This window comes from Paenibacillus sp. Aloe-11, from assembly GCF_000245715.1.
Classification (GTDB): Bacteria; Bacillota; Bacilli; order Paenibacillales; family Paenibacillaceae; genus Paenibacillus; species Paenibacillus kribbensis.
Genome location: NZ_JH601081.1, coordinates 63546 through 85219, shown reverse-complemented (window position 1 = coordinate 85219; position 21674 = coordinate 63546). Strand labels below are relative to the sequence as shown.

The 21674-nt window shown below is 42.1% G+C and carries 19 protein-coding genes and 2 pseudogenes; 13 read left to right on the top strand and 8 right to left on the bottom strand.

Annotated features, from left to right (window positions below; translation table 11 throughout):
* Nucleotides 1–314 precede the first annotated feature (314 nt).
* Nucleotides 315–500, bottom strand: a complete 186-nt coding sequence (locus WG8_RS24610) for a hypothetical protein (protein WP_007433004.1) — start codon at nucleotides 498–500, stop codon at nucleotides 315–317.
* Nucleotides 501–753: 253 nt separating this feature from the next.
* On the opposite strand from WG8_RS24610, the gene WG8_RS24605 reads away from it, so the two are divergent.
* Nucleotides 754–1347: a YczE/YyaS/YitT family protein gene (locus tag WG8_RS24605; RefSeq protein WP_007433003.1), complete on the top strand. Its 594-nt coding sequence runs from the start codon at nucleotides 754–756 to the stop codon at nucleotides 1345–1347.
* Nucleotides 1348–1458: 111 nt separating this feature from the next.
* Nucleotides 1459–1755: pseudogene (locus WG8_RS24600) on the top strand (family 1 glycosylhydrolase); the annotation flags it as partial.
* A 1103-nt stretch (nucleotides 1756–2858) separates the two neighbouring features.
* On the opposite strand, the gene WG8_RS24595 reads toward WG8_RS24600, so the two are convergent.
* From WG8_RS24595 to WG8_RS24585, 3 genes are all read right to left on the bottom strand, one after another.
* A complete protein-coding gene (locus WG8_RS24595) occupies nucleotides 2859–3983 on the bottom strand; it encodes an MFS transporter (RefSeq protein ID WP_232289170.1) in 1125 nt (374 codons plus the stop codon).
* A gap of 665 nt (nucleotides 3984–4648) precedes the next feature.
* A complete protein-coding gene (locus WG8_RS24590; protein WP_043891391.1) occupies nucleotides 4649–5287 on the bottom strand; it encodes a sugar O-acetyltransferase in 639 nt (212 codons plus the stop codon).
* Between the two features lie 1025 nt (nucleotides 5288–6312).
* Nucleotides 6313–6918 (bottom strand): DUF1349 domain-containing protein, encoded by a 606-nt coding sequence (locus WG8_RS24585; RefSeq protein WP_007432999.1) that lies wholly within the window; start codon nucleotides 6916–6918, stop codon nucleotides 6313–6315.
* A gap of 135 nt (nucleotides 6919–7053) precedes the next feature.
* Between WG8_RS24585 and WG8_RS24580 the strand changes: the two genes are divergently transcribed.
* Both WG8_RS24580 and bglA read left to right on the top strand, forming a co-directional pair.
* Nucleotides 7054–8016 carry an AraC family transcriptional regulator gene (locus tag WG8_RS24580; RefSeq protein WP_052310882.1) on the top strand — a complete coding sequence of 321 codons (963 nt, stop codon included), beginning with the start codon at nucleotides 7054–7056 and terminating at the stop codon, nucleotides 8014–8016.
* 503 nt (nucleotides 8017–8519) lie between these two features.
* Nucleotides 8520–9971 carry a 6-phospho-beta-glucosidase BglA gene (gene bglA, locus WG8_RS24575; protein ID WP_007432998.1) on the top strand — a complete coding sequence of 484 codons (1452 nt, stop codon included), beginning with the start codon at nucleotides 8520–8522 and terminating at the stop codon, nucleotides 9969–9971.
* Nucleotides 9972–10521: 550 nt separating this feature from the next.
* On the opposite strand, the gene WG8_RS24570 is transcribed toward bglA, so the two are convergent.
* A complete protein-coding gene (locus WG8_RS24570) occupies nucleotides 10522–11232 on the bottom strand; it encodes a GntR family transcriptional regulator (protein WP_043891390.1) in 711 nt (236 codons plus the stop codon).
* Between the two features lie 174 nt (nucleotides 11233–11406).
* Between WG8_RS24570 and WG8_RS24565 the strand changes: the two genes are divergently transcribed.
* The 5 genes from WG8_RS24565 (at nucleotide 11407) to WG8_RS24550 (ending at nucleotide 14603) form a co-directional block, all read left to right on the top strand.
* Nucleotides 11407–13050, top strand: a complete 1644-nt coding sequence (locus tag WG8_RS24565; RefSeq protein WP_083837616.1) for a PTS transporter subunit EIIB — start codon at nucleotides 11407–11409, stop codon at nucleotides 13048–13050.
* Nucleotides 13051–13275: 225 nt separating this feature from the next.
* The gene (locus WG8_RS29635) at nucleotides 13276–13506 is read left to right on the top strand and encodes a Spo0E family sporulation regulatory protein-aspartic acid phosphatase (protein WP_157136365.1); all 231 of its coding nucleotides are present in this window, start codon (nucleotides 13276–13278) and stop codon (nucleotides 13504–13506) included.
* Nucleotides 13507–13563: 57 nt separating this feature from the next.
* Nucleotides 13564–13989 (top strand): copper amine oxidase N-terminal domain-containing protein, encoded by a 426-nt coding sequence (locus tag WG8_RS24555; RefSeq protein ID WP_007432995.1) that lies wholly within the window; start codon nucleotides 13564–13566, stop codon nucleotides 13987–13989.
* 33 nt (nucleotides 13990–14022) lie between these two features.
* The gene (locus tag WG8_RS26880; RefSeq protein WP_232289166.1) at nucleotides 14023–14271 is read left to right on the top strand and encodes a hypothetical protein; all 249 of its coding nucleotides are present in this window, start codon (nucleotides 14023–14025) and stop codon (nucleotides 14269–14271) included.
* 152 nt (nucleotides 14272–14423) lie between these two features.
* On the top strand, nucleotides 14424–14603 hold the full coding sequence (locus tag WG8_RS24550) for a hypothetical protein (protein ID WP_007432994.1): 180 nt from the start codon (nucleotides 14424–14426) through the stop codon (nucleotides 14601–14603).
* Between the two features lie 401 nt (nucleotides 14604–15004).
* Here the strand turns inward: WG8_RS24550 and WG8_RS24540 are convergent, their stop codons facing one another.
* From WG8_RS24540 to WG8_RS24530, 3 genes are all read right to left on the bottom strand, one after another.
* Nucleotides 15005–16366, bottom strand: coding sequence for an amidohydrolase family protein (locus WG8_RS24540; RefSeq protein ID WP_007432993.1), 1362 nt, complete (start codon nucleotides 16364–16366; stop codon nucleotides 15005–15007).
* Nucleotides 16367–16576: 210 nt separating this feature from the next.
* On the bottom strand, nucleotides 16577–17338 hold the full coding sequence (locus WG8_RS24535) for an ABC transporter permease (RefSeq protein WP_007432992.1): 762 nt from the start codon (nucleotides 17336–17338) through the stop codon (nucleotides 16577–16579).
* Nucleotides 17335–18075 (bottom strand): ABC transporter ATP-binding protein, encoded by a 741-nt coding sequence (locus tag WG8_RS24530; RefSeq protein WP_007432991.1) that lies wholly within the window; start codon nucleotides 18073–18075, stop codon nucleotides 17335–17337. Before WG8_RS24530 ends, WG8_RS24535 begins: the two co-directional genes overlap by 4 nt.
* Before the next feature lie 168 nt (nucleotides 18076–18243).
* On the opposite strand from WG8_RS24530, the gene WG8_RS24525 reads away from it, so the two are divergent.
* The 4 genes and pseudogenes from WG8_RS24525 to WG8_RS29210 all read left to right on the top strand — a co-directional run.
* Entirely contained in the window at nucleotides 18244–18843 is a 600-nt protein-coding gene (locus WG8_RS24525; protein WP_007432990.1) for a TetR/AcrR family transcriptional regulator, read from the top strand.
* Nucleotides 18844–18943: 100 nt separating this feature from the next.
* Nucleotides 18944–19588, top strand: coding sequence for an SDR family oxidoreductase (locus WG8_RS24520; protein WP_007432989.1), 645 nt, complete (start codon nucleotides 18944–18946; stop codon nucleotides 19586–19588).
* A 385-nt stretch (nucleotides 19589–19973) separates the two neighbouring features.
* Nucleotides 19974–20687, top strand: a complete 714-nt coding sequence (locus tag WG8_RS24515; RefSeq protein WP_007432988.1) for an MBL fold metallo-hydrolase — start codon at nucleotides 19974–19976, stop codon at nucleotides 20685–20687.
* Nucleotides 20688–20958: 271 nt separating this feature from the next.
* Nucleotides 20959–21674: pseudogene (locus tag WG8_RS29210) on the top strand (glycosyltransferase 87 family protein); the annotation flags it as partial.

The window sequence follows — 21674 nt, the reverse complement described above, 5'->3', positions numbered from 1 at the left end:
AGTATAAACATGTTATTGTTTCAATTGCGGGAGTTTAGGACCATTCCACTTTATTAGCAGTGCATCTTAGTTTAATTGAAGGGGCTCAGTTTCTAAGGAGACATATGAGCTCCATCATATATTTTATAGGCTGTTCTTGCTAATAATCGCCTCAATAATTTGTAAGTTCAAACATCTGACAATAGCTATGTCACTCTGAGTCGTTTTTGAGCTGGTTTAATCTACCCCACATTGTGTTTGGCTCTTCATCACGGAGTGAAACATCCTTACTCAGAAAAGGTTTCGTTCGCTTGGGGGCGAAGCCTTCTTTTGTTTCACTGGAGCAGTGCAGCATTCTCCACAAGGTTGAGCTTTCCTTCAAAATGATATATCCGATAAGCGGAGGAACCGATGTTCACCAGATCGGTATCCGATGTCGAGATGTAGGAAGCAAAGATTTTGAGCAATTGCCGGATGCCTTGAGAATAAAAAATAGGGTTCATCGTAATGTTCCATAGCAAAGGGAAACACCTGATTTACTGAACGAAGCCCCTTGAATGGGGATGGAGCTTGTGGCGAAGGCTTGAATTTTTCACACACGTATCATCCAGGATCACAAAAATGGAGCCATGATCTAGTGATGACTTCGTTGAAAGAGATGGCCAGACAATAATCAACAGCAAATAGAGCGGAATGGAGAACGAAATGGGAACCAGAATGAAAATTAGAGTAGAGCCCAGACGGTTAATTATCATGTTGATAGGAAACATATTTATGGGTTTGGGAGTTGCTATTTTCAAGCTGTCCGGATTGGGAAATGATCCCTTTAACGGGATGGCAATGGCACTTGCGGAATATATCGGGTTCTCATATGCCACTTTTTTAATTATGCTGAATCTCGGATTGTTTGTAGCTCAATTCTTCACGGGGCGAAAATTCATCGGAGCAGGTACAGTTGTAAATGCCTTCTTATTGGGCTACATCATCACATACTTTTACGACTCTGCGCTGGGGCTCTTTGGTGAACCTCAGGTGCTATGGCAACAGGTAATCATCGTTGTGGCCGGGGTCGTAGTAATCAGCTTGGGGGTCTCTCTATATCAAACGTCCAATGTGGGCATTTCCCCGTACGACAGTCTGTCTCTTATTATGCGGGATTACGTCCCGAAAATCCCTTATTTCTGGCACCGAATGTTTACAGATACTATTTGTGCATTGATTTGCTTCCTGTTCGGAGGCATTGTTGGGCTGGGGACGCTGGTATCGGCATTTTGCCTGGGACCGATTGTTCAATTTTTTGATGTCCATGTATCGGAGAAGCTACTGGCTAAAGGGCGCAAGGATATTCAAAACTCCGCACGAACATAGGCACGTATGCACAGGTATATCAGACCTTTTCAACAGAAACTTTGCAACAACAATTGACCAACATTTCCCTTAAAACAAATCCGTTACAACAATGTCCAAGTGTTACGGCTTGAAAATGGCAATAAAACGGTGAATGATGATTACCGTATTCAATACCTGAATGACCACTTGGTGCAGGTAGGCGAAGCGATCCAAGACGGTGTAGAGGTTATGGATTACACATCATGGGGCTGTATTGACCTTGTAAGTGCATCAACGGCTGAAACGAAAAAACGTTATGGTTTTATTTACGTAGACCGTAACAATGATGGTACGGGTACATTAGAGCGTTACAAAAAGAAATCATTCCACTGGTACAAAGAAGTCATTAGTACAAATGGTGCAAGTCTTAAAAACAATAACGAATAATTATGGTCTCGCTTTTGTTTCTGAGGAAAAGTCTAAAACAAGGTTAACACAATACTCAATCTGGCATCATCTCATGCCAGATTGAGTAGCATTAACTGCTTTCACAAGAACGTTTTCATATAGGTCAATCTGTGTAGATAATGCTTATGGATACGGATTCTTACTGTTCAAATCAGGCGGAAACTTGCTTTGTCATCATTGGTAACGTTTTAGGAAAGTTTAATTCATTATATCCACAAACTACACAAACATATTTACTCATTGTAATATCATCACATTCCTTAATTGGCTGTTGTAATTCTTTGTCCTTAACGCTCAGTTCCAACATCAATACTTTGTTTGTTAAATACTCAACCGTACATGCATATTTCTTTTGTTACATAAAAATGTTAATGAATTTTAATCTAGTCCTATACTGATGTCATTGTATCGTAGATGATGATCAGTACGTTAGGATTATCATGATGATAAAATAGCACAAAATGAACAATACAGCTTACATCAAAGCTGCCCGTCGTTCTTCATACAAGTAGCGTGATCATGCGTAAACGTCTGCATGCCATTCGTATTAAGTGTATTTTCGATTCTTTACCTACAATATTTTTTTATATATAACGCTCTTTTATAAAAATAGTGTACTATAAACATTTAGGATGATCCCGATCTAACATTTTGACTGACGCTTGGGACGCTTTGGTACCATATAAGAATAGCTCCGATTAATATCCTAACAAAAAATTTTAGGGAATGTCTTTTGTTGCTGATGCTATTCGTATCGGCAGTTGGTAGATTAAAGTGCTCGATTATCATAAACTACTGTAGAATTCGGTTCTAAGTAACAATATCTCGTTCCCCTATCCCGTCTCGGTCAACCATCAGTTTTCCAGTATTGCCGCCTCAGAATTGATGAACCGTCTTTAAGTTTAAGCCTCTCATCCTCTGATTGAACAACAGACGAACAAATCCTTGAAACGAACTTCCTCGGCTTCCCAAATGCGCGCAGAATTTTTTAGCATTCCAAGCGCTACAACTCCGTGACGAACTTGATGCGCTGGGGCAAATCGCCGCTCAACTGGCTGCCCCAGCTGTAAAAAGCCAGGTGTTTATACTTTCGTTCTCAATCGTTCAATTGCGGGAGAAGCAACGGCACAAAGCAAGATCAGAATGCTAGCACCCAAAATCGCTGCGGTGATACCACTTACATTGATAGCCCAACCTCCTAACGAAGCACCTACTGCGATTCCGCAGTTGCATGCGGAAACATTCAACGTGCCCGCCAGTGCTTTTCCTTCGTTTGCAGCATTGATAACCCGAGCCTGGCTAAGCGGAAAAAGCGCCGTATGTGCTATTCCCCATACAGCCAGCGCAGCTACGAACATTGCAGGATGTCCGACGAGAAGAACTGCACTTGCCGCTCCTACAGCCAATAGAAGGCAGAACAAAACGTTAGCTTTTATGGCGTGACGGTCAACAAGTCGACCAGCCAGATAGTTGCCGTATAGACCGACTGTACCAAACCCCATCAGCCACCAGCCTACATGCGATGATGCGATACCAGCATATCCTTCCAGCATGTCAGCGAGGTAGGTGTAAGAAGCGTACATCGCTGACAGTATTGCAACTGAAAGGACGAGGTTGGCAATAAAGTAACGATTCGAAAGAGATTTGATCTGACTTTTCAAGCTTGTCTCCTCGACAGGATGGAGTTTTGGCATGGCTTTGGCCAAAAGCAAGGCCACCGCAATCGAAAACACGGCCAGAAACCAGAAGGCTCCTCGCCAACCTACAGCGTCACCAAGTACGGTGCCCAAAGGGATGCCAAACACCAATCCACCAGTTAAACCCAAATAGAGTTTGGAAATCGCCTTGCCGGCATCCTCTTTTGGTACAAGCTTAGCAGCAACATCGCTGCCGACTCCCCAGAAGACTGGAAGTAGAGCCGCAGGGACAATTCGTGCAATCATTATCGTCCAGAAGCCCGGAGCTAATGCGACGGCTGCATTACTCATAGCAAATACCACCAATATCCATGCAAATAGCGTGCGCCGCTCCACACGCGCGAATAATACGGTCATAATAGGGCCGGCGAAAATAATAATGAGTGCAAACGAAGTCACCAGCTGACCAGCGACCGGTATCGAGATATTGAGGTCTCTTGCCATATTCGGCATAAGACCTATTATAATAAACTCGGTTGTGAAGATTACAAATGCAGCCAGCGATAGGATGAAAATCGATAGGTCTGCACGTTTATTTCTGTCCTTAGTACTAATGGTATTTATAATATTTCACCTTCCTGAATTATGTGTTCTTCTCTGCTGTACTGAATCTATACGAAACATATATATCTATTTTTATCGGTATATAGATACAACTGTTTTCAAGAAAGTAGGCTATAGCACGTATCCACAAAATGATGTACTAAGAATTATTCTAAGCCAGCTTATTTGAAAAAAGATTATCATTTGAAACAAGCGTGAGGATAAATCCATTAAAGCACGATCAACCTCTCGCTCATCAAATAAATATAACGGACGCACTGCTCTTGATAGGCAACAGTTACCGCAAAAATAGATCAAAGAATTCATTTATAAGTTCAATCACAGGTGAACCTGCAAGAAAATAATACATGAGTTGATACAACGCCTACACTCGAAGTCCCCACGGAGTATCTCCAGCTCCAAATACTACGATGAGAAATCCACCTGCCGATCCAAATCCCCAAAGTACAAAACCAATTATGGCTAACAAATAGGCAAGTCTAAAAATGTCGGTAACTTATTCTTATAAAATCAGAAATAGCCGTCAGTCTCAGTATAGGAAATTTCCCAATCAATTCGGCAATAAATTGCTGTTGCAAGAATTGGTATGTTACTCTCTCAAGTGGACAAATTTATTCATCGATTCGGCAATCTGCTAATATTTCTGGTTTAAAGCGCATGCTATCAGCCTCAGTTATAGGGCGAATGACCTTACAAGGAACACCAGCAGCAAACGAATTTGCTGGGATATCACGAGTCACCACGCTCCCAGCACCAATCACACAATTGTCACCTATGGTAACCCCTCCACAAACCGTTACATTGGCTGCCAGCCAGACATTGTTACCAATGGTTACTGGCTTTGCGTAACATAAGTGTTTAACCTCTCCTTTTTGATTAATCATCTGCTTTCGCTCTGAAGCAATAAAGGGATGGATTGGAGTAGCAATGGTGACATTGGGACCAAAAAGGGTATTGTTTCCAATTTTAATTTTAGCATCATCCTGAACTGTCAAGTTATAGTTAGCGAAAAAATGATCGCCGATTTCGGTGTGTGTACCATAATGAAAAAAAATAGGTCCTTGCATATAACAATTCTCACCTATACGTCCTAGCAATTTCTGGAGTATACTATTACGTTCTTCTTCCTGATTCTCGTACATATCGCTATAATATCGACTCAGATTGTGAGCATTTCGTTTTATCAGTTTTAAATCAGGGTGCGATGGAGCAAATAACTTCCCTTGGAAAATACGTTCTTCTTCTTTCATATTTATCAGATCCTCTCAAATGACCAGTTTTAATAATTGACTGAATTTACACGTTATTTAGTATAGATTTATAAACACCATTTCAGGTGTAATCTCTCGCGAAATGTATAGACAATAAAGAAAAAGCCAATCTACTCTTTTCAGTTAAGCATTTATTGTTTTCTTCCCTTTGGCAGAAAAACTGCCAATAATCCTAATAGTGGTGAAAAGGAACATAGTTGTATGACCCAAGCTACACTTGTAATATCAATCAATGATCCCAAAATAACAGAGCCCAAGCCCCCCCAATGAGTGTTCCAATCATGCCCGCAAACTGTAGGATAAATAAACTGATTTGTGCTTGAGATAATGTTACTCCATATGTCCCAGCATAATAAAACGAATAATATCCAGTCATCCCTGCTAGATACACGAATTTGGAAAAGAGAAGCAGTACTAAGATAAAGAGTGTAAAAGCAATGAAGAGGTTGTTGCGATTTGAAGTATTTGGAGCTACATTATTTGTCGTAGAATGAATCGTAGATTGCTTGGTATAGCAATTTTTGCTTTATACCAACGACTGACCCGACTTTGAATGAGCATACCTAAGAAACCTAATCCTAATAACCACAAATAACTATGTTGACCTTGTGGAAAAATTAAAAAGGCTACAACTAAAAGCATCCAAAATGCAGATGAAAATGCAAAGCCAAGCATACCGATTAGTGAACATAACATGCCAGCCGGTAATAAGATTGGCATCGGTTTGCGATCGGAAATATAACCAACAGGGGTTGCAGAACCGATGCAGGTATTACTGTCTGCATTGTATCATTCAGTAGATGTGCAATACTTACACCGGCTAATGCCCAATTAGCTGCTCGGTTGATTTGTAAGGGTGATGAATTTGAACTCACTAAATCGCCTCATTTTGCTAAACATAGTTTCTCACCAGGGTTCTATCATGATGTGTTCTAGGCACCCTGATATTGATTATCAGATCGTGTTTATTAGTTCCAACATTAAATATATAAATGAATTCAGTATTATTTGCCGAATCTGATATTTTTTACGGTCGTTTGTTCTAATGAAATATGTGAATAGTTTCTATTTCCGCCTCTGCCAGTCGGAGATTGAGCAAGAAAACCTACCTTGACTTTATCCTCAACAGGAAGATTAAAGAATCTAGCCATGAAGAACTGTTCACCATCTAAAGAGTAGTGAAATGCAAATGACTGACCGGATCGTGAAATTTGTAGCCACACGGAATCTCCTTCGATATTGTTACCGTTAGCATCGTCTGAAGTTTGGTTTGTAACTACACTAACAACAGCATGTGTATTGAAATCGGTAAGTTCGAAACATAGTTTCCCCCATACTTCCCAGTCCTTCATCACCATTATGCAAGCTGCATCGTAAACATCTTTGAAATCAAGTTGTACTTTTGCACGCAATACAAAATTTCCGCAAACTTCCGTATAGAAAAACGGAGCATTTACAAGACTCTCAGGTGTAATGCCTTCTTCTGAAACAGCTCCATTATTGCAAAAAATATCAGTTTTCTCTGGGGCGTACATAATCACTTTGTCATCTTCAAATGATATATGAGATTCGTTTAACCAAAAAAAATTGTCAAAATCTTGAATGCTCACCCTAATTCCCCCTGTTTTTATAATATGGTTTGCAACTATTCAACACTTCAGATGGTATTATATCATCGAAAATATGCTGGACAAGTCACTTTATCTCCATAAAATATCACTATATTCCCAGAGAGGATGATTTTAATGAGAATTGATACGATGCCATTAGATAGTACATTCTTCGAAAATATTCAACATGGTCAGCTTGATTTTCCAATTCAATACTATGTAGATGAGCTACATAAATTTAATAACTACAAAGTCCCACTTCACTGGCACTTTGAGCTAGAATTCTTTGTTGCTCGTGGAGGAACTGTGTTGGTTCAAGTGGGTCATCACCAAATTAAATTAGAAGCTAATGATGGCATCTTCATTAGTAGAAATACATTGCATTCCTATGAACAAATAAATGAAGATGACCTATGTGAATGCCCCGTCATCGTTTTTTCTGCTGAACTGATTGCTCCCCATACAAGTATTTTATATAAAAAATACATCGTGCCGATTCTTAGCGACAAAAACTTGCCATATGTCGTATTTCATACTCAAGAAAAATGGCATAAGGAAATTTTGATAAAGCTGGATTACATCTTTGCTCTACTTCAACGATATGGTGCTGTGAGCAGTTACGGTTCATTTCCTATTCTGGATTTTGATGTAGATCCAATCTCAGATGTTGGTTTCGAAATGCAAGTACAATGCCTTCTCAATCAGATTTGGTTGTTGATTGTTCAGCATCGAAACCACCTTCCTGTGGTTACTACTGATAAACGGGAATTACATTCTCAAGTAAGACTTCAGAACATGATTTCATTTATTCAAAAAAATTACATGAACCCTGTGACACTCGAAGACATTTCAAACTCCACAAATATTAGTAAGAGTGAGGCGGCACGATGCTTTCATTCTTATTTGAAATGTTCTCCTGTAGAATATTTATTGCAAGAACGGATTGATGCGGCGAAACGTCTTTTACACACTACTCCCCGCTCTATCCAAGAAGTCTGTTTGGAGTGTGGTTTTAATTCCTCAAGCTACTTTATTAGAATGTTTAGAAAAAAAGTCGGAGTAACACCTGGAGAGTACAGAAGGAAAAATACAATTTAGTTTATCGTTAACACCATTTTTTTAGAAATAACTATCATATCTTCACATCAATCCAAATCGTTCATGCGATTATATCACTGTTAATCTCGGTAATCGATACAACTCTTGGCCTCAACAACTAGTTGGATTACTAATATCCATAACTGTGTGAACAATTTCATGTTCAGTAAATAGAGCTCTGATCAATTCGATTTTTGCTTTGTCGTAAGTCAGAATCCCCACTTCACTTTAGCTTATTTAGTAAGTGTAAATTACATTTGCTATAACAGGAAATTTTAAAAGCACAGTATAATTGCAGCTATGTCACTGTCTTCAACCAAATTCAAGGCTCGCCAATTGGCGAGTTTTCTTTATCTCAGTTAACCATCATAAGTATAGCATAATCCTTAAAAAACGACCCAATATCATTATTAGTATATAAAGTTTTTATTTAGTCATTGATAAATTGTAGCGGTATAATTATAATTTAATTATACTGTTACAATAAAAAGGAGGAAATGAAAATGGGACAATTACCAAAAGACTTTTTATGGGGCGGCGCTTTAGCCGCGCATCAATTTGAAGGTGGCTGGAATCAAGGCGGTAAAGGGCCAAGTGTTGTAGATGTAATGACAGCAGGTGCATATAACGTACCACGAGAAATTACAGAAACAATTGAAGCTGATAAGTTTTATCCAAACCATGAAGCAATTGATTTCTATCATAAGTATAGAGAAGATATCGCCTTGTTTGCTGAAATGGGATTAAAATGCTTACGAACATCGATCGGCTGGAGCAGAATTTTCCCAAAAGGCGATGAAGCTGAACCGAACGAAGAAGGATTACAATTCTATGATGATGTATTTGATGAATTACTAAAGTATGGAATTGAGCCTGTTATTACACTTTCTCACTTTGAATTACCGTTGCATTTGGCAAGAGAATATGGTGGATTCAGAAATAGAAAAGTAGTAGACTTTTTCGTACAATTCGCGGAGGTTTGCTTTAATCGCTATAAAGATAAAGTAAAATACTGGATGACATTTAACGAAATCAATAACCAAATGGATGTGAATAACCCCCTGTTCTTATGGACAAACTCGGGTGTTATGGTAAAAGAAGGCGAGAACGTGAAAGAAGTAATGTATCAAACCGCACACCATGAACTGCTCGCAAGTGCATTAGCAGTAACAAAAGGAAAAGAAATTAACCCAGAGTTCCAAATCGGGGCAATGGTATCTCATACACCAATTTATCCTTATTCATGCAATCCAGAAGATGTGATGTTAGCTGAAGAAGAAATGAGACAACGCTACTTCTTCCCTGATGTACAAGTTCGTGGTTACTACCCAAGCTACGCTTTAAAAGAATTTGAAAGAGAAGGATATAATATCAAGTTCGAAGAAGGCGATGACGAAATCTTAAGAAATGGTACAGTTGATTATTTAGGCTTTAGTTACTATATGTCTACAACTGTCAAAAGCGATGTCGTAAATGATAACACTGGAGATGTTGTGAATGGCGGATTGAATGGCGGATTACCTAATAGTGTAGAGAATCCGTACGTCAAGGCTACTGATTGGGATTGGACCATTGATCCAACTGGACTTCGATATACATTAAACCGTTTTTATGATCGCTATCAAGTTCCATTATTTATAGTAGAAAATGGATTTGGTGCTGTGGATACTTTTGAAGCGGATGGCTCCATCCATGATCCAGAAAGAATCCAATATTTAAAATCACATATCGAAGCCTTAGAAAAAGCAGTCACTTATGATGGTGTTGATTTAATTGGCTATACGCCATGGGGAATCATCGATATTGTGTCATTCGGAACAGGAGAAATGAAAAAACGTTATGGCATGATTTATGTGGATCGTGATAATGAAGGAAACGGATCAATGAAGCGTTATAAGAAGGATTCGTTCAATTGGTACAAACAAGTTATTGAAACGAATGGGGAAGAATTATAGGATATCCCCTGTTAACTTAGCAATGAACAATAATCCGAATAATGGACGCTTATAAATAAATACCTCATTCGGGTTATTTTGTAAATTTACGGTTTGCAGCCGCGCTTATGATTAGAACAAGGTGTTTTCTGGAATATCTTGTTCTAAATTCATTCGCAGATTGAGTTGGCTCGTGGTGATATATTGAATTTACAAAAGAAGCCCTCCTTTGAATGGTAGCTCCACTTCCATTTTTATAAGGAACGACTTCTTTTTCTGTGACATAATTGAAAAAGGGTATCCTTAAGTCATCTACGATGACTTTTGGGACAGCCCCTTTGTGAACAGCCTGAAAGGGGCTGTCTTTTGTGTGACACGATCAACAATATGCAAAAAGGTATTCATCTACCATAATGACATCTCCAAGTCTTGCCACTAACATCTTTTCCGAAGGAAGCATCATTAAATGTTACCGCGAACAACATAGCAATAATGAATGCTCCTTCAAAATAACGTGCTCACTGCCAAATCTTGCTCGGTTTAGTTGAAAAGAAACCAAGAGCTTGTATTTTTACAAAAAATGACTGTTCGTTTGTACGAAGAATTGCGATTGTTCATAGTTATACGTTATTTTGGAAAAGTCGAATGGTTGCCCATTGGTTAAGTGAAACACAGATTCAACGTATAGTTTAGGATCTCCCTTTTTTAACCTTAAATACTTTGCTTCTTCATCAGTCAACTTATTGACATGAAGAAATGTATCCGCAAAACCGATATTTAATCCTAATCCTTCTGTAATATAATTAAATACTGATTCAGAAATAATTTCGTTATTCAAATAAGTAATGATCGATTTATTGTAATACGATTCCTCTAAGCATAACGTTTGCCCGTTAATATAACGAATCCTCTTTAAATAATAGACATCGTCACCTGGTTCCATATTTAAATTAAGAGCCGCTTCTTTTGGTGGTTTACGAACGTCTAATTCAATCACTTCTGACGTTATTTGAAAATCTTCAAGGCTTTTTTTATACCCCTGATTAGATAGAAAACTAATATATCCTTTTCTCTTATGCCTTCTAACAAAAATTCCACTACCTCTGACTTGAAACACAATCCCTTTTTTCTCTAAGAGATCTAAAGATTTGGTAATTGTACTCTTACTCACTTCAAATTGAGTCATCAACGTTTCTAAAGATGGCAGTTTCTCTCTCTGTTGAAGTGAATGCTCTTCAATATATTTTTCCAGTTCATTTGCGATGTGTTGATACTTTAACATATACATTCCTCTTTATTTTTTATCAATACCAGAATTATACCATAAACTTTTTAAAAGTACACTCAACTAAATTGTACATGTTTTAAAATTTTGTTTGGTTTTTTATATATTATACCGTTAAAATTATAATGTAAGTGTAAAGTGAATTAAGGACGGATCCAATGACAGAAAAAGTTGAGAGATTATTTCAAGCTTGCAAAAGATATACTAAAAGCTGTTGGCGGAGAAGAGAATGTTCTAAGCGTTACACACTGTGCAACTCGACTTCGAATCATACTCAAGCGCTCTAATGTACAAATTGCAGAAGGAAACAGTATTTCGTTCTTAGGAATTGCCATAAGTGCAACGACGTATACCTCTTCGGTGCTGCCACCGCTATTTTCAGTATGGATGTTGTATTACCTTGAGAAGTTTTTAAATAGGAAAATAAACGAAGTGATCAGACCGTTATTTCTCCCATTTTTCTGTTTAATAATTATGGTACCGTTAACAATTTTATTAATTGGTCCTGCGACATCAATGGGCGCAAATGGAATTGTAACGGGCAATCGGTCCATCTCTGTTAATCAATTGGATCGTATAACTTTAGCTATGGAGCGATCCGCAGACCATTTTTATGATCGTTATGTTAAAGAATGTATTGAGGAAGAACCGCTGAACTGGCGAAGAATTAGCCCCTTTTTGTACCGCTGCGTGGAACTGGATCGGCTCGATTGCTTGCAGCGAGTTGTCATTTTGCTGCTGGATAACCCTATCTATCCTCCGTTGCTCTTTGAAGTAGCCGAGGATATTTTCAAAGACGGACACAATGCAGCAGCGGCGTTCCTTTATAAAAATGTCGCCGAGAGTGAAAAACATCAGCATTCTGAGCGACTTGCGGTGTGTCAGTATCGCCTGTTTAAGCTTACGATTGGGAAGGATCGAGCGATTAATCTCGAAGCAGCAAATAAATTTGAGCCTTTTGTCAATCGTTTGGGCGAAATCGATCAACTCGATGCCTTAAAAGATTTGGCGAATGTATACAGAGCATTGAGCCAGTGGGACAAGGTATACAAGTTTGCTAAGGAAATGAGGCGGTTAGGGCAAATAAAATATGCTCTGGCTCATAGCCCCAAACACAAGAAACAACGGTCACTAAAGCAACTAAGTAGACCACTTTTTGTATATATAGCCTATTCTGATTTGATGTGTGCAAATGCATGTGATGCAAAAGGAAATTATGCACAAGGCTTAGAACATATCCGTGCTTATACTGATTTAAGCTGGGTGAGGGAGCAAGACCCGGATACACTTCATTGGATTGGCCTCTTTCAACGCTGGGCAAAGATTAATACATACGTAAACAAGCTCATGTCTGGAGATGTTAGTGTACTGCCAGATTACGTAGAGTATATGGCCGGTGAACAACACATTTTTGCCGAACTTTTGAACGTTATAGAAGCAGCCAATCGTTACAATATCAATGTGGATCATATCCTTCAGCGCTTTGAGCCTCAGATTGCAGCTTATCAAGAACCCACATCTGAAGATATGTTTACCCAGCAGGTTTTACCAGAAGAGTATGTTCGGTTTTGGTATAAGCTTGCTAAGTACAGCCTAAATAAAGGAAAATTTCCTTATGGTTTTAAATGTTTAATAATTGCTTTTGAAAAAGCTGTTACAATTAACCATGTACTACTTATTTCCAATTGCTCAGGTTTGTTTGATCGTTTCAGAGCGTATGTCGCTCCTGGAACACTGGCTCAGTACGAAAAAATGTCTCAGGAGGTGTGGGAAAGAAATGATCAAAAGGATGGCTTTCTTCTTGGCAGTAACTAGCTTTTTACTGGTATTCGCACTACCAATTCAAGCTGGATACCCAAGCCATGGTGGAATCCAAATTCAAGGACACATTGGCGGAGCCTGAATCAAGCAACAACTCATTGCCAGAGACCAGCTTCAAGTGCTGGTCTTTTTTGTTTCAAATTTTTTTTGAATGAAAAAATGGATAATTCATATTTACTCATTCCATCCTAAAATGAGATTCATTGGGAGGGAATTTGAATGAAGACGTATGAAACGTTACATCAACAATTAGAGAATGCCAGACAGCTGCTTTATGATCTGTGTAACCACTACGGTTTTGAACATACCTCTGTACTTGAGCAATCTATGCTCTTAGACGAACTCATAACCAGTACAACCGTATCTTCCAATCCCCCCTATGCAAAACTAATCCCCCTAACGAGTAACGGAACTGATTATATCATAATATCTATAAAATGCCTTATATGAAATAAAAATACATCCGAAAGTCAAAAAATGTAATAAATTGTGTGGAGGAAGCTTGATGTGATTTTCTTTGTAACAGTAGATCAGGCAAATGCTGCTCTCCCTCAATATTTGTACAATATTGTCCTTGAAGTAAACAATGTTGAAGTCACATCTGATGCAAATCCTTATATTGAACGAGCAACCAGTACAACGTATGTTCCCATTAGATTTATATCAGAGAATTTGGGTGAAACTGTAAGTTGGAATAGAGAGAAGCAAGAGGTTACAATTCGTTCAGGAAATGGAAAAATCGTGCGTCTGACTATTGGAAGTAGAGTAGCTTATGTAAATGATAAAGAAAAAATAATGCCTGGTGCGCCTGTTATGCCAGTATCGCCAAACCGTGTGATGGTGCCGCTCAGATTTGTTTCAGAGGTGATGGGTGCGACTGTAGAGAGTACCTCAAAAAATGAAACTATATATGTAAACATTACTAAGCAATAACTTGAGTAAATTGCAGAATACATGAATGCTTCTATGAGCCGTGATTACGACAAAATGCTTTCACTGTCTGATGATTATCGCTTTAAAATAGACCGGGCACGACTTAACTTTCTAAAAGCCCAAGGAACACCGATAGACTATCGTATCATGTCTGTAGATGAATGCACGTACAAGTTGAAAATGAGGAATGTTGTGGTCAATATGATTCCTTCGTCATCTGACTATAAAACAGTCGAGTACGAGTCTGAGAAGGTAGACGATAGTTTAGAGGATAATATTTAATGGTTAGGGAGACTTATAAAGAAAATAGGCGGAGAGGTGGAGAATTTGAATAGTGTTGCTTGGCATCGAGTTGCTTTTGAATGAGCTCTCTAACGCTTTCCGATTTATGATATATTCTCGATATATGATTTGAATTGGATGGTGATGACTGAATGAATCGTGTACAGGACCTGGGTAAGTTAATCAAACTAACTGGAGATAGAGCTAAACTGGACGCTAAAGCAAATGGCACCTATATCGTCTATAAAACGCCGGATGGTCAGTTTGTTAAAGAGTACAGTAATGGTGAAGTTGAACGAATCAATGAACAGGATATTCAAATTACTGGTTAAGAATAAACCGACAACTGTATGATACAGTGATCGGTTTATTCTATATTTACATCGTATTGTGCCCACAATGTCAATTCGATGTGTATTGCACCTCAAAACAGAGCCCGTTAGTAATGAACTGTTCTCATTTTTCAACAGATTTCAATTTTCTAATCACACGATCCAAAACGTATCCAATAAGATACCAGAAACCCAGTGTAGTTAGGTATACAACGGCTATTGGAATATCTGCTTTTCGCACAAATTGAAATGACTCGTAAATCCAAACCAGCGGGCTAATAATAGCCAATAGTATATTATAGTCATCGTAGCCCGAAACATTTACGATAATTACTAAAATTGAGATTAGGACCAACCAAAAGCGAAATGATTTCATGTAGCCATACCTCCAAACAAAAAAATCAGATTGGCCATGCTTCTTCAGGCACTCCGTATTGTGAGAAAATATAATCTCTCGACTCATTGGCTAAAGTGCGCAGGCGTTGGATGTCTGCATGCAGCATTTTTCCGTGCCGTTTGACAGCTTTCCCAGCCACAAATACCGAATCGACGTTGCTTGTGTTGGCACATTGCACAACAGCGCCGATTGGATGATTTACCGGAAACATATTCAGATCGTCGGTTCGAATCATAATCAGATCGGCTTCTTTCCCTGGAGTTAACGTACCGATTTTATGATCCAGTCCCAATGCTCGGGCACCGTCAATCGTCGCAAATTCTAAAATGTCCCGTGCGGAAATGGTGAATTCCACCGGCATTTCTCCTCTGGATAACATTTTTTCATTGATTCTGGATCGTTCTGCCTGCAAAGCGAACTTCATTTGTGCAAACATGTCTCCACCGGTTGATACGACGACATCGACTCCTAATGAAGGTCTTCCTCCGTTTTCCATAAACAACCCTGTAGCTGGGTAGCCATGTCCCATCATCATTTCGATTTCCGGAGTCACGGAAATGGAGGCGCCCGAATCTGCGATTAGCTTATACTCCTCATAGCTGAGTGTATTGGCATGGACAAAGTTAAGATCCGATCCGAGCAGTCCGGCCTTATGCAATTTTTCAATCGACCGATCCACCGAACCCCATGTCCCGAAGCCCAAATGCATTGTACACAGCACACCGAGCTCCCGAGCGAATCGAATCTCATCAACCGCTGTTTCCCATGCGCTAAATTCTGGTCCTCTTATGGCCAACCCCATGGTAAGCAACTGGTCATCTGACGAGAAATATTGCTTTTTCACCCGTCTGCTGTCATCGGATTGTCGTATCTGGCTTTCTCTGGACCAATATTCGGCGTCACCAGGAGCTCCGTGGGCAAAGACCGCTCGTGTTCCCGATTCTTGCAAGCCCCGGATCAGCTCATCTGTATGATCGGGTGAATTAATCATCGACCAATCCAGTAGTGTGGTAACCCCTGCATCCAACGCCTCCAGCGCACCCAGCAGATTGGCTACATATCCATCCTGCGGGCGTAATTTAGCTCCAATATTCCCATAGTACATACGCCCCAGGTACTTTTCGAGAGACCAATCGGCACCTACATTACGAACGACAGATTCCCAGGTGTGGCGATGTGTATCCACGAATCCTGGCATCACAATCATGTTTGTAGCGTCAACAACTTCATAATCGGATGCGTCCAACTCCGGTTGAACAGCGACAATTTTGGTTCCCTCGATAAGAATATCCGCTTTTTTAAAATCACCTATGGTCTTATCGAGCGTGAGTACACAGCCGTTTTTGATTAATAAACGATGGTTCATTCTTTTATCTCCTTTTTGTGTTGTTAGATGACTTGTTTCTGTGTTCCTTCTTAAAAATAGGCATTTAACCTACATATGTATATTGTAAGCCTGATGATATAAATCACAGCATACTTATTTCGTGCAGGGACCAGAATATACACCAAAAAAGCCTACCTACCGATCATCTGGCAGATAGACTTTTGTAAAAGTGCCCTAGTCTGATAAGGATTAGCGTTCCCATGCTTCTGTGCGCAACTGCTGCTGGCGCGTAAATAATACCGGATAAATAAACAGGCTGAGCAGCACGCTGGTCAAAATCGCAGAGGTCATGGTGGTAAATACGATCAGCAGCTGCAAACGGACGGCGGCAATGGGATTGGCTCCTGCGATGATCTGCCCGGTCATCATACCGGGTAGCTGGACAAGCCCCAGCGTTTTCTGTCCCTCAATGGTTGGAATCATACTGGAGCGTATGCAATCCTTGAGTATGGGAAAAATGGCTTGTCTCGGTGTGCCACCCAGTGCCAGGATGAGCATGATTTCAGGCTTACGCAGCAGGACCTCTGACTTGAGCCGGGACACCAGCAGGCTGGACAAAATCATGGAGCTGCCAATGATCATGCCGCTAATCGTAATCATATACCTGGCTGTCGCCGGAATGATATGCAGGCTAATCAGGAATGCCTGTGTAACGATTTCCACACACAGCAGCGTCAGAAATGATTTCCACATGAGACCGGGAATAAATCGTCCTTTGCGTGCCACATTTTGCGAGGCTACGGTGATCATGAGCAGAATGAACAATACGATAAATCCGTAGCTCTGCATCCCGAAAATCAAATGTAATACATAACCGATAGCCAGCAGCTGAACCGATGCTCTGATCGTGGCGATGATAATATCCCGATCCAGACCAAGCTTGAAGGATTTGGACATGACGATGGCAATAAATACAAAACCGAGGGAAAGAATCAAGGCAATAATCGTCATACCCATTCCCCTGCGATGAACCTGCGGGTTTCACTATGCTGCGGCGCATGGAAAAAGGTCTCGGTATCCGCTTGTTCCACCAGTCTTCCGTCGATCATCAGCCATGTTTCGTGGCCGACTCTGCGGGCTTGTTCCATATGATGCGTAATCCAGATCATGGTCGTTCCCTCTTCCTTGTTCATTTGCAGCAGCAGATCCTCAACCTCTTTTACCGAGGCGGGGTCCAGTGCGGAGGTAATCTCATCCAGCAGCAAAATATCCGGGCGGTTGGCGAGCGTCCGGGCCAAGGCCAAGCGCTGTCTTTGACCACCGGACAGATCCTGCGCTTTCTGGTCCAACAGGTCGCGGGTGAGCCCTACGCGTTCCAACAGACCGGACGGATCATGCAATACCGTACCGTGCAGCCGTTCTGCAGTTTGGAGATTGTACAGGACGGTTCCTTGAAGCATGGGAGCATCCTGAAAAACCAATGCGACTTTCCGTCTCAGTTCAGGGATTTCCCACTCGGATACAGGTTTGCCAAATACGCTGATTTCCCCTCCATCCGGTGACAGTAAAAGGTTGCATAGTGAGAGCAGTGTACTTTTGCCAGACCCGGACGGGCCGACGAGCGTGGTAATTTTGCCGGGAGAGACCTTTGCCGTAATTCCGTTCAGGACAGCACGTTGCCGCTCAGATCCGGTAAAATACTTGGTGACGTGCTTAAATTCAATCGCTGGAAGTGGTATGGAATCCATAAATATAGTGTTCTCCTTTATAGAGGATCAAAAAAGTTGTCAGACCCGCTCTATGAGCTTATTTCTTTTATTATACCAGTTGTTGCAAACGGCATTGTCTTTGTATAGACTAACAGGATTAGTTAAAATGGAAATAGGGTTCGAAATTCGATAAAAGGAGACATAGGGATGTCACCGAGAAACGGAGTAAAGCTGCAAGATATTTTACAAGCTGCCGAGGATATTGCCAATGAACGGGGGATGGGGGAGGTCACGCTCACCACGCTGGCGCAAAAGCTGCACATTCGTCCTCCATCCTTGTACAACCACGTAGACGGATTGAACGGACTGCGTCAAGTGCTGGCACTGCATAGCCTTGAGCAATTAGAGGAGGCTTTGACAAGTGCGGCGGTTGGCAGAGCGGGCGATGATGCACTGACTGCGATGGGGAAAGCATATATGCGATATGCCCGCGAGCGACCCGGGCTGTATGAAGCGATGCTGTATGCTACCGACCGCAAGGATACCGAATTGAGGGACGCTGCGGATCGTGTGGCGGAGCTTGTCATTTCCGTCCTGTCCAGTGGCTACGGCTTCAAGGAAGAGGATTGCATTCATGCAGCAAGGGGGTTCCGTAGTCTTCTGCATGGGTTTGCCTCGCTTGAACAGAAGGGAGGCTTTGGTTTGCCTGTGGAAGTGGATCGGAGCATTGCAGTGATGATGGATACCTTTTTGGCAGGCCTGAGCGTGCAGCAGCAGCGAAATGCCGAGCTTTCAGAAAAATCCTGAGGTCGAACAAGTGTAGTCTGCTGATTGTCTCTTTGATACGAAGGGTAAAATACTGCTGTATAATCATGGAGATGAAACTGCGAATACAGGAGGGATATGTGTGAACGTGCTGGTAATCGGTGCAAATGGAAAAGTGGGCAGACATCTTGTTCGCCTACTGGGACAAAATGAATCACATCGCGTAAAGGCATTCATCCGTAATCCGGATCAGACTGAGGCGCTTGAGCGTTTGGGAGCGGAAACGGTGATAGCTGACCTTGAAGGGACGGTTAGCGAAATTGCCGCAGCCGTAAAAGGCAGCGATGCTATCGTGTTCACGGCAGGCTCTGGCGGAAAAACAGGAGCAGATAAAACCCTGCTCATTGATCTCGATGGAGCGGTCAAGGCGATGGAAGCTGCCGGGCAAGCGGGTATCCGCCGCTTCATTATGGTCAGCGCCCTGCATGCGGAGAATCGGGAGCAATGGCCCGAGTCGATTAAGCCGTATTACGTGGCAAAGCATTATGCAGACCGTCTGCTGGAAGCGAGCAATCTGGATTACACCATTCTTCGTCCGGGTGGGCTGACAGATGAGCCGGGGAGCGGTAAAGTCACTACCGGGAATAATCTTGACAGCCACTCTATTTCCCGTGAGGATGTGGCGGGGGCGGTAGTCGCTGTACTGGATGAACCCCAGACATATCAACGTGCGATTGATTTGGTGTCAGGCAGTACGCCTATTGCCGAGGCTGTTCGGCAGGGTTGATGAGTCGAAAGGCATTTGTATTACATGATAGAGAGGCAGACCCGGAGTCAGGAATCCAGGTCTGCTTTTTTGCTCCTTTTTAACCATTATTGCCCCCACCACTGCATGAGAAGACGGTTAACGATGAATGTACCGGCCAGAATGATAGCCCAAAGATACCGTTCGCTGCGAAATAGCGCTGCAGTTGCTAAACCAAAGATCATTAGTTCAGCGCCAAGATGAACCCAACCTTGAAGAGGCAGGGGGCCAGCGAATCACCCTCTCCTTCAGCATGATGTGATAAATACAAGCTCCAGATGATATGAAAGAAAAAATTTGATTAAAACTAATGATATTATTTATAATACTAATATAATTAGTTTTATAAAACAAGGAGATGAAATGAATGCGTATCGTTCAGGTGCAACATATGTATCAATTGACGTTTATGCCCCGACTGTTCCCGGTGAACTGTTACTTGGTGGAGGAGAACGATGGGTTCACCCTGATCGATGCCGGATTGCCTTACAGTGCCAAAGGTATTGAACAGGCTGCTGCGCGGATGGGGAAGCCGATTATACGAATTGTATTTACCCATGCCCATGAGGATCATGTGGGTGCGTTGGATCGGTTGAAGGTAAGAAATCCTGATGCGCAGGTATTTGTCTCCAGACGAGATGCGCGGTTGCTGCGGGGTGATGTGTCGTTGGAGGCGGGTGAACCGGATACTCCCATTCGGGGCAGTGTGCCGAAAGGCATTCTTACCCGGCCTGATGTCTTGCTGGAGGATGGGGACCATGTAGGCTCGCTGCTGGCGATCAGCGCACCGGGACATACGCCGGGCTCGATGGCATTTCTGGACATGCGTACCCGTGCGTTGATTGCAGGTGATGCCTTCCAGGTCCGAGGTGGTGTGGCGGTGTCGGGAAGGCTCAAGCCGCTGTTTCCATTTCCCGCACTGGCTACCTGGAACAAGGACCGCTCGCTGGAAAGCGCCAAAAAGCTCGCGCATCTCAAGCCGTCCTTATTGGCTGTCGGGCACGGCAACATGCTGCAGTATCCGCAGACCCAACTGGAAAGGGCAATTAAGGATATGGAGCAACAATACACAGCGCAATGATCCCATATTCAGCCAACATTCAGCCAGAACTCACAAAGTCCTAAGCTAAGGCAGATACAATATGAGGAAAATAGAAACAGAGAGAGGTGCATCGGATTTGAACGTTTGGAAAGCGAACGGTCTGAAATATATCCTTCTATGTAGTCTCATATTGTGTGCTGTCGTGAGTGTCGTTTCTTTATGGAGTTATTCGGGCAGCTCGGCGTCCCAGTCCGCCGCTTTTAGGCAGGGCCCATCCGGCGGATTCGGAGGCGGTGGACCTGGCGGGGGCATGGGAGGACCGGGGCAACGTCCCTCCAACGGTCAGACTGACGCAAATCGTGGAGCAGGAGATGTAGGGCAGGATACAAGCTCAAATTCGACATCGACGGATACCACGAATAGCTCTGACGGTAAGAGTCAAGGTACAACAGGTCAATCTGCCGATTCATCCACCCCATCCACCCAGAATACATCGACATCGGGCAACAAAGGTACAACGGCCGGGAATGACAAATCTTCATCCGGAGGCAGCGGTGCTGCTAGAGACGGGCAGCATCGAGGTCCGGGTGGCATGTCCGGCAACGGACCTGGTATGGGCGGACCTGGCGGCGGTATGGGTGGTGGAAGAAGTGGAAACTCTTCATCCGCTTATGCAACTCCGCTGGCGATCTTTGCCGCTGTATTCTTTGGTGTGTTCGTGTTTATTGCGTACCGTTTTCGGGCCCGTGAATGGAAGCTCGGGGAAAGCAACCGGGGGCTGATGCTGTGGACCGTGCTGGGTGCGGGATTCTTTTTAAAAATGGCGATCGCCCCGTGGATCTCGGGTCACATGGATTTAATGCTATTCCGGAACTGGGCTATGACGGCAGCGGATAGCTTATCGGGCTTTTACACGAACGGATCAAGTGATTATCCGCCGTTCTATATTTATATTTTATATGTGATCGGTAAAATCGGCTCTACAGATGCTTTCAGTCCCTATATGTCTGTGCTGCTGCGGCTTCC

What these genes read in the sequence shown, in the direction of transcription:
- WG8_RS24605 (WP_007433003.1), top strand. Translation starts at nt 754, where the DNA reads ATGGGTTTGGGAGTTGCTATTTTCAAGCTGTCCGGATTGGGAAATGAT.
- WG8_RS24590 (WP_043891391.1), bottom strand. Translation starts at nt 5,287, where the DNA reads ATGAAAGAAGAAGAACGTATTTTCCAAGGGAAGTTATTTGCTCCATCG.
- WG8_RS24580 (WP_052310882.1), top strand. Translation starts at nt 7,054, where the DNA reads ATGAGAATTGATACGATGCCATTAGATAGTACATTCTTCGAAAATATT.
- bglA (WP_007432998.1), top strand. Translation starts at nt 8,520, where the DNA reads ATGGGACAATTACCAAAAGACTTTTTATGGGGCGGCGCTTTAGCCGCG.
- WG8_RS24570 (WP_043891390.1), bottom strand. Translation starts at nt 11,232, where the DNA reads ATGTTAAAGTATCAACACATCGCAAATGAACTGGAAAAATATATTGAA.
- WG8_RS29635 (WP_157136365.1), top strand. Translation starts at nt 13,276, where the DNA reads ATGAAGACGTATGAAACGTTACATCAACAATTAGAGAATGCCAGACAG.
- WG8_RS26880 (WP_232289166.1), top strand. Translation starts at nt 14,023, where the DNA reads ATGAGCCGTGATTACGACAAAATGCTTTCACTGTCTGATGATTATCGC.
- WG8_RS24550 (WP_007432994.1), top strand. Translation starts at nt 14,424, where the DNA reads ATGAATCGTGTACAGGACCTGGGTAAGTTAATCAAACTAACTGGAGAT.
- WG8_RS24540 (WP_007432993.1), bottom strand. Translation starts at nt 16,366, where the DNA reads ATGAACCATCGTTTATTAATCAAAAACGGCTGTGTACTCACGCTCGAT.
- WG8_RS24535 (WP_007432992.1), bottom strand. Translation starts at nt 17,338, where the DNA reads ATGACGATTATTGCCTTGATTCTTTCCCTCGGTTTTGTATTTATTGCC.
- WG8_RS24530 (WP_007432991.1), bottom strand. Translation starts at nt 18,075, where the DNA reads ATGGATTCCATACCACTTCCAGCGATTGAATTTAAGCACGTCACCAAG.
- WG8_RS24525 (WP_007432990.1), top strand. Translation starts at nt 18,244, where the DNA reads ATGTCACCGAGAAACGGAGTAAAGCTGCAAGATATTTTACAAGCTGCC.
- WG8_RS24515 (WP_007432988.1), top strand. Translation starts at nt 19,974, where the DNA reads ATGCGTATCGTTCAGGTGCAACATATGTATCAATTGACGTTTATGCCC.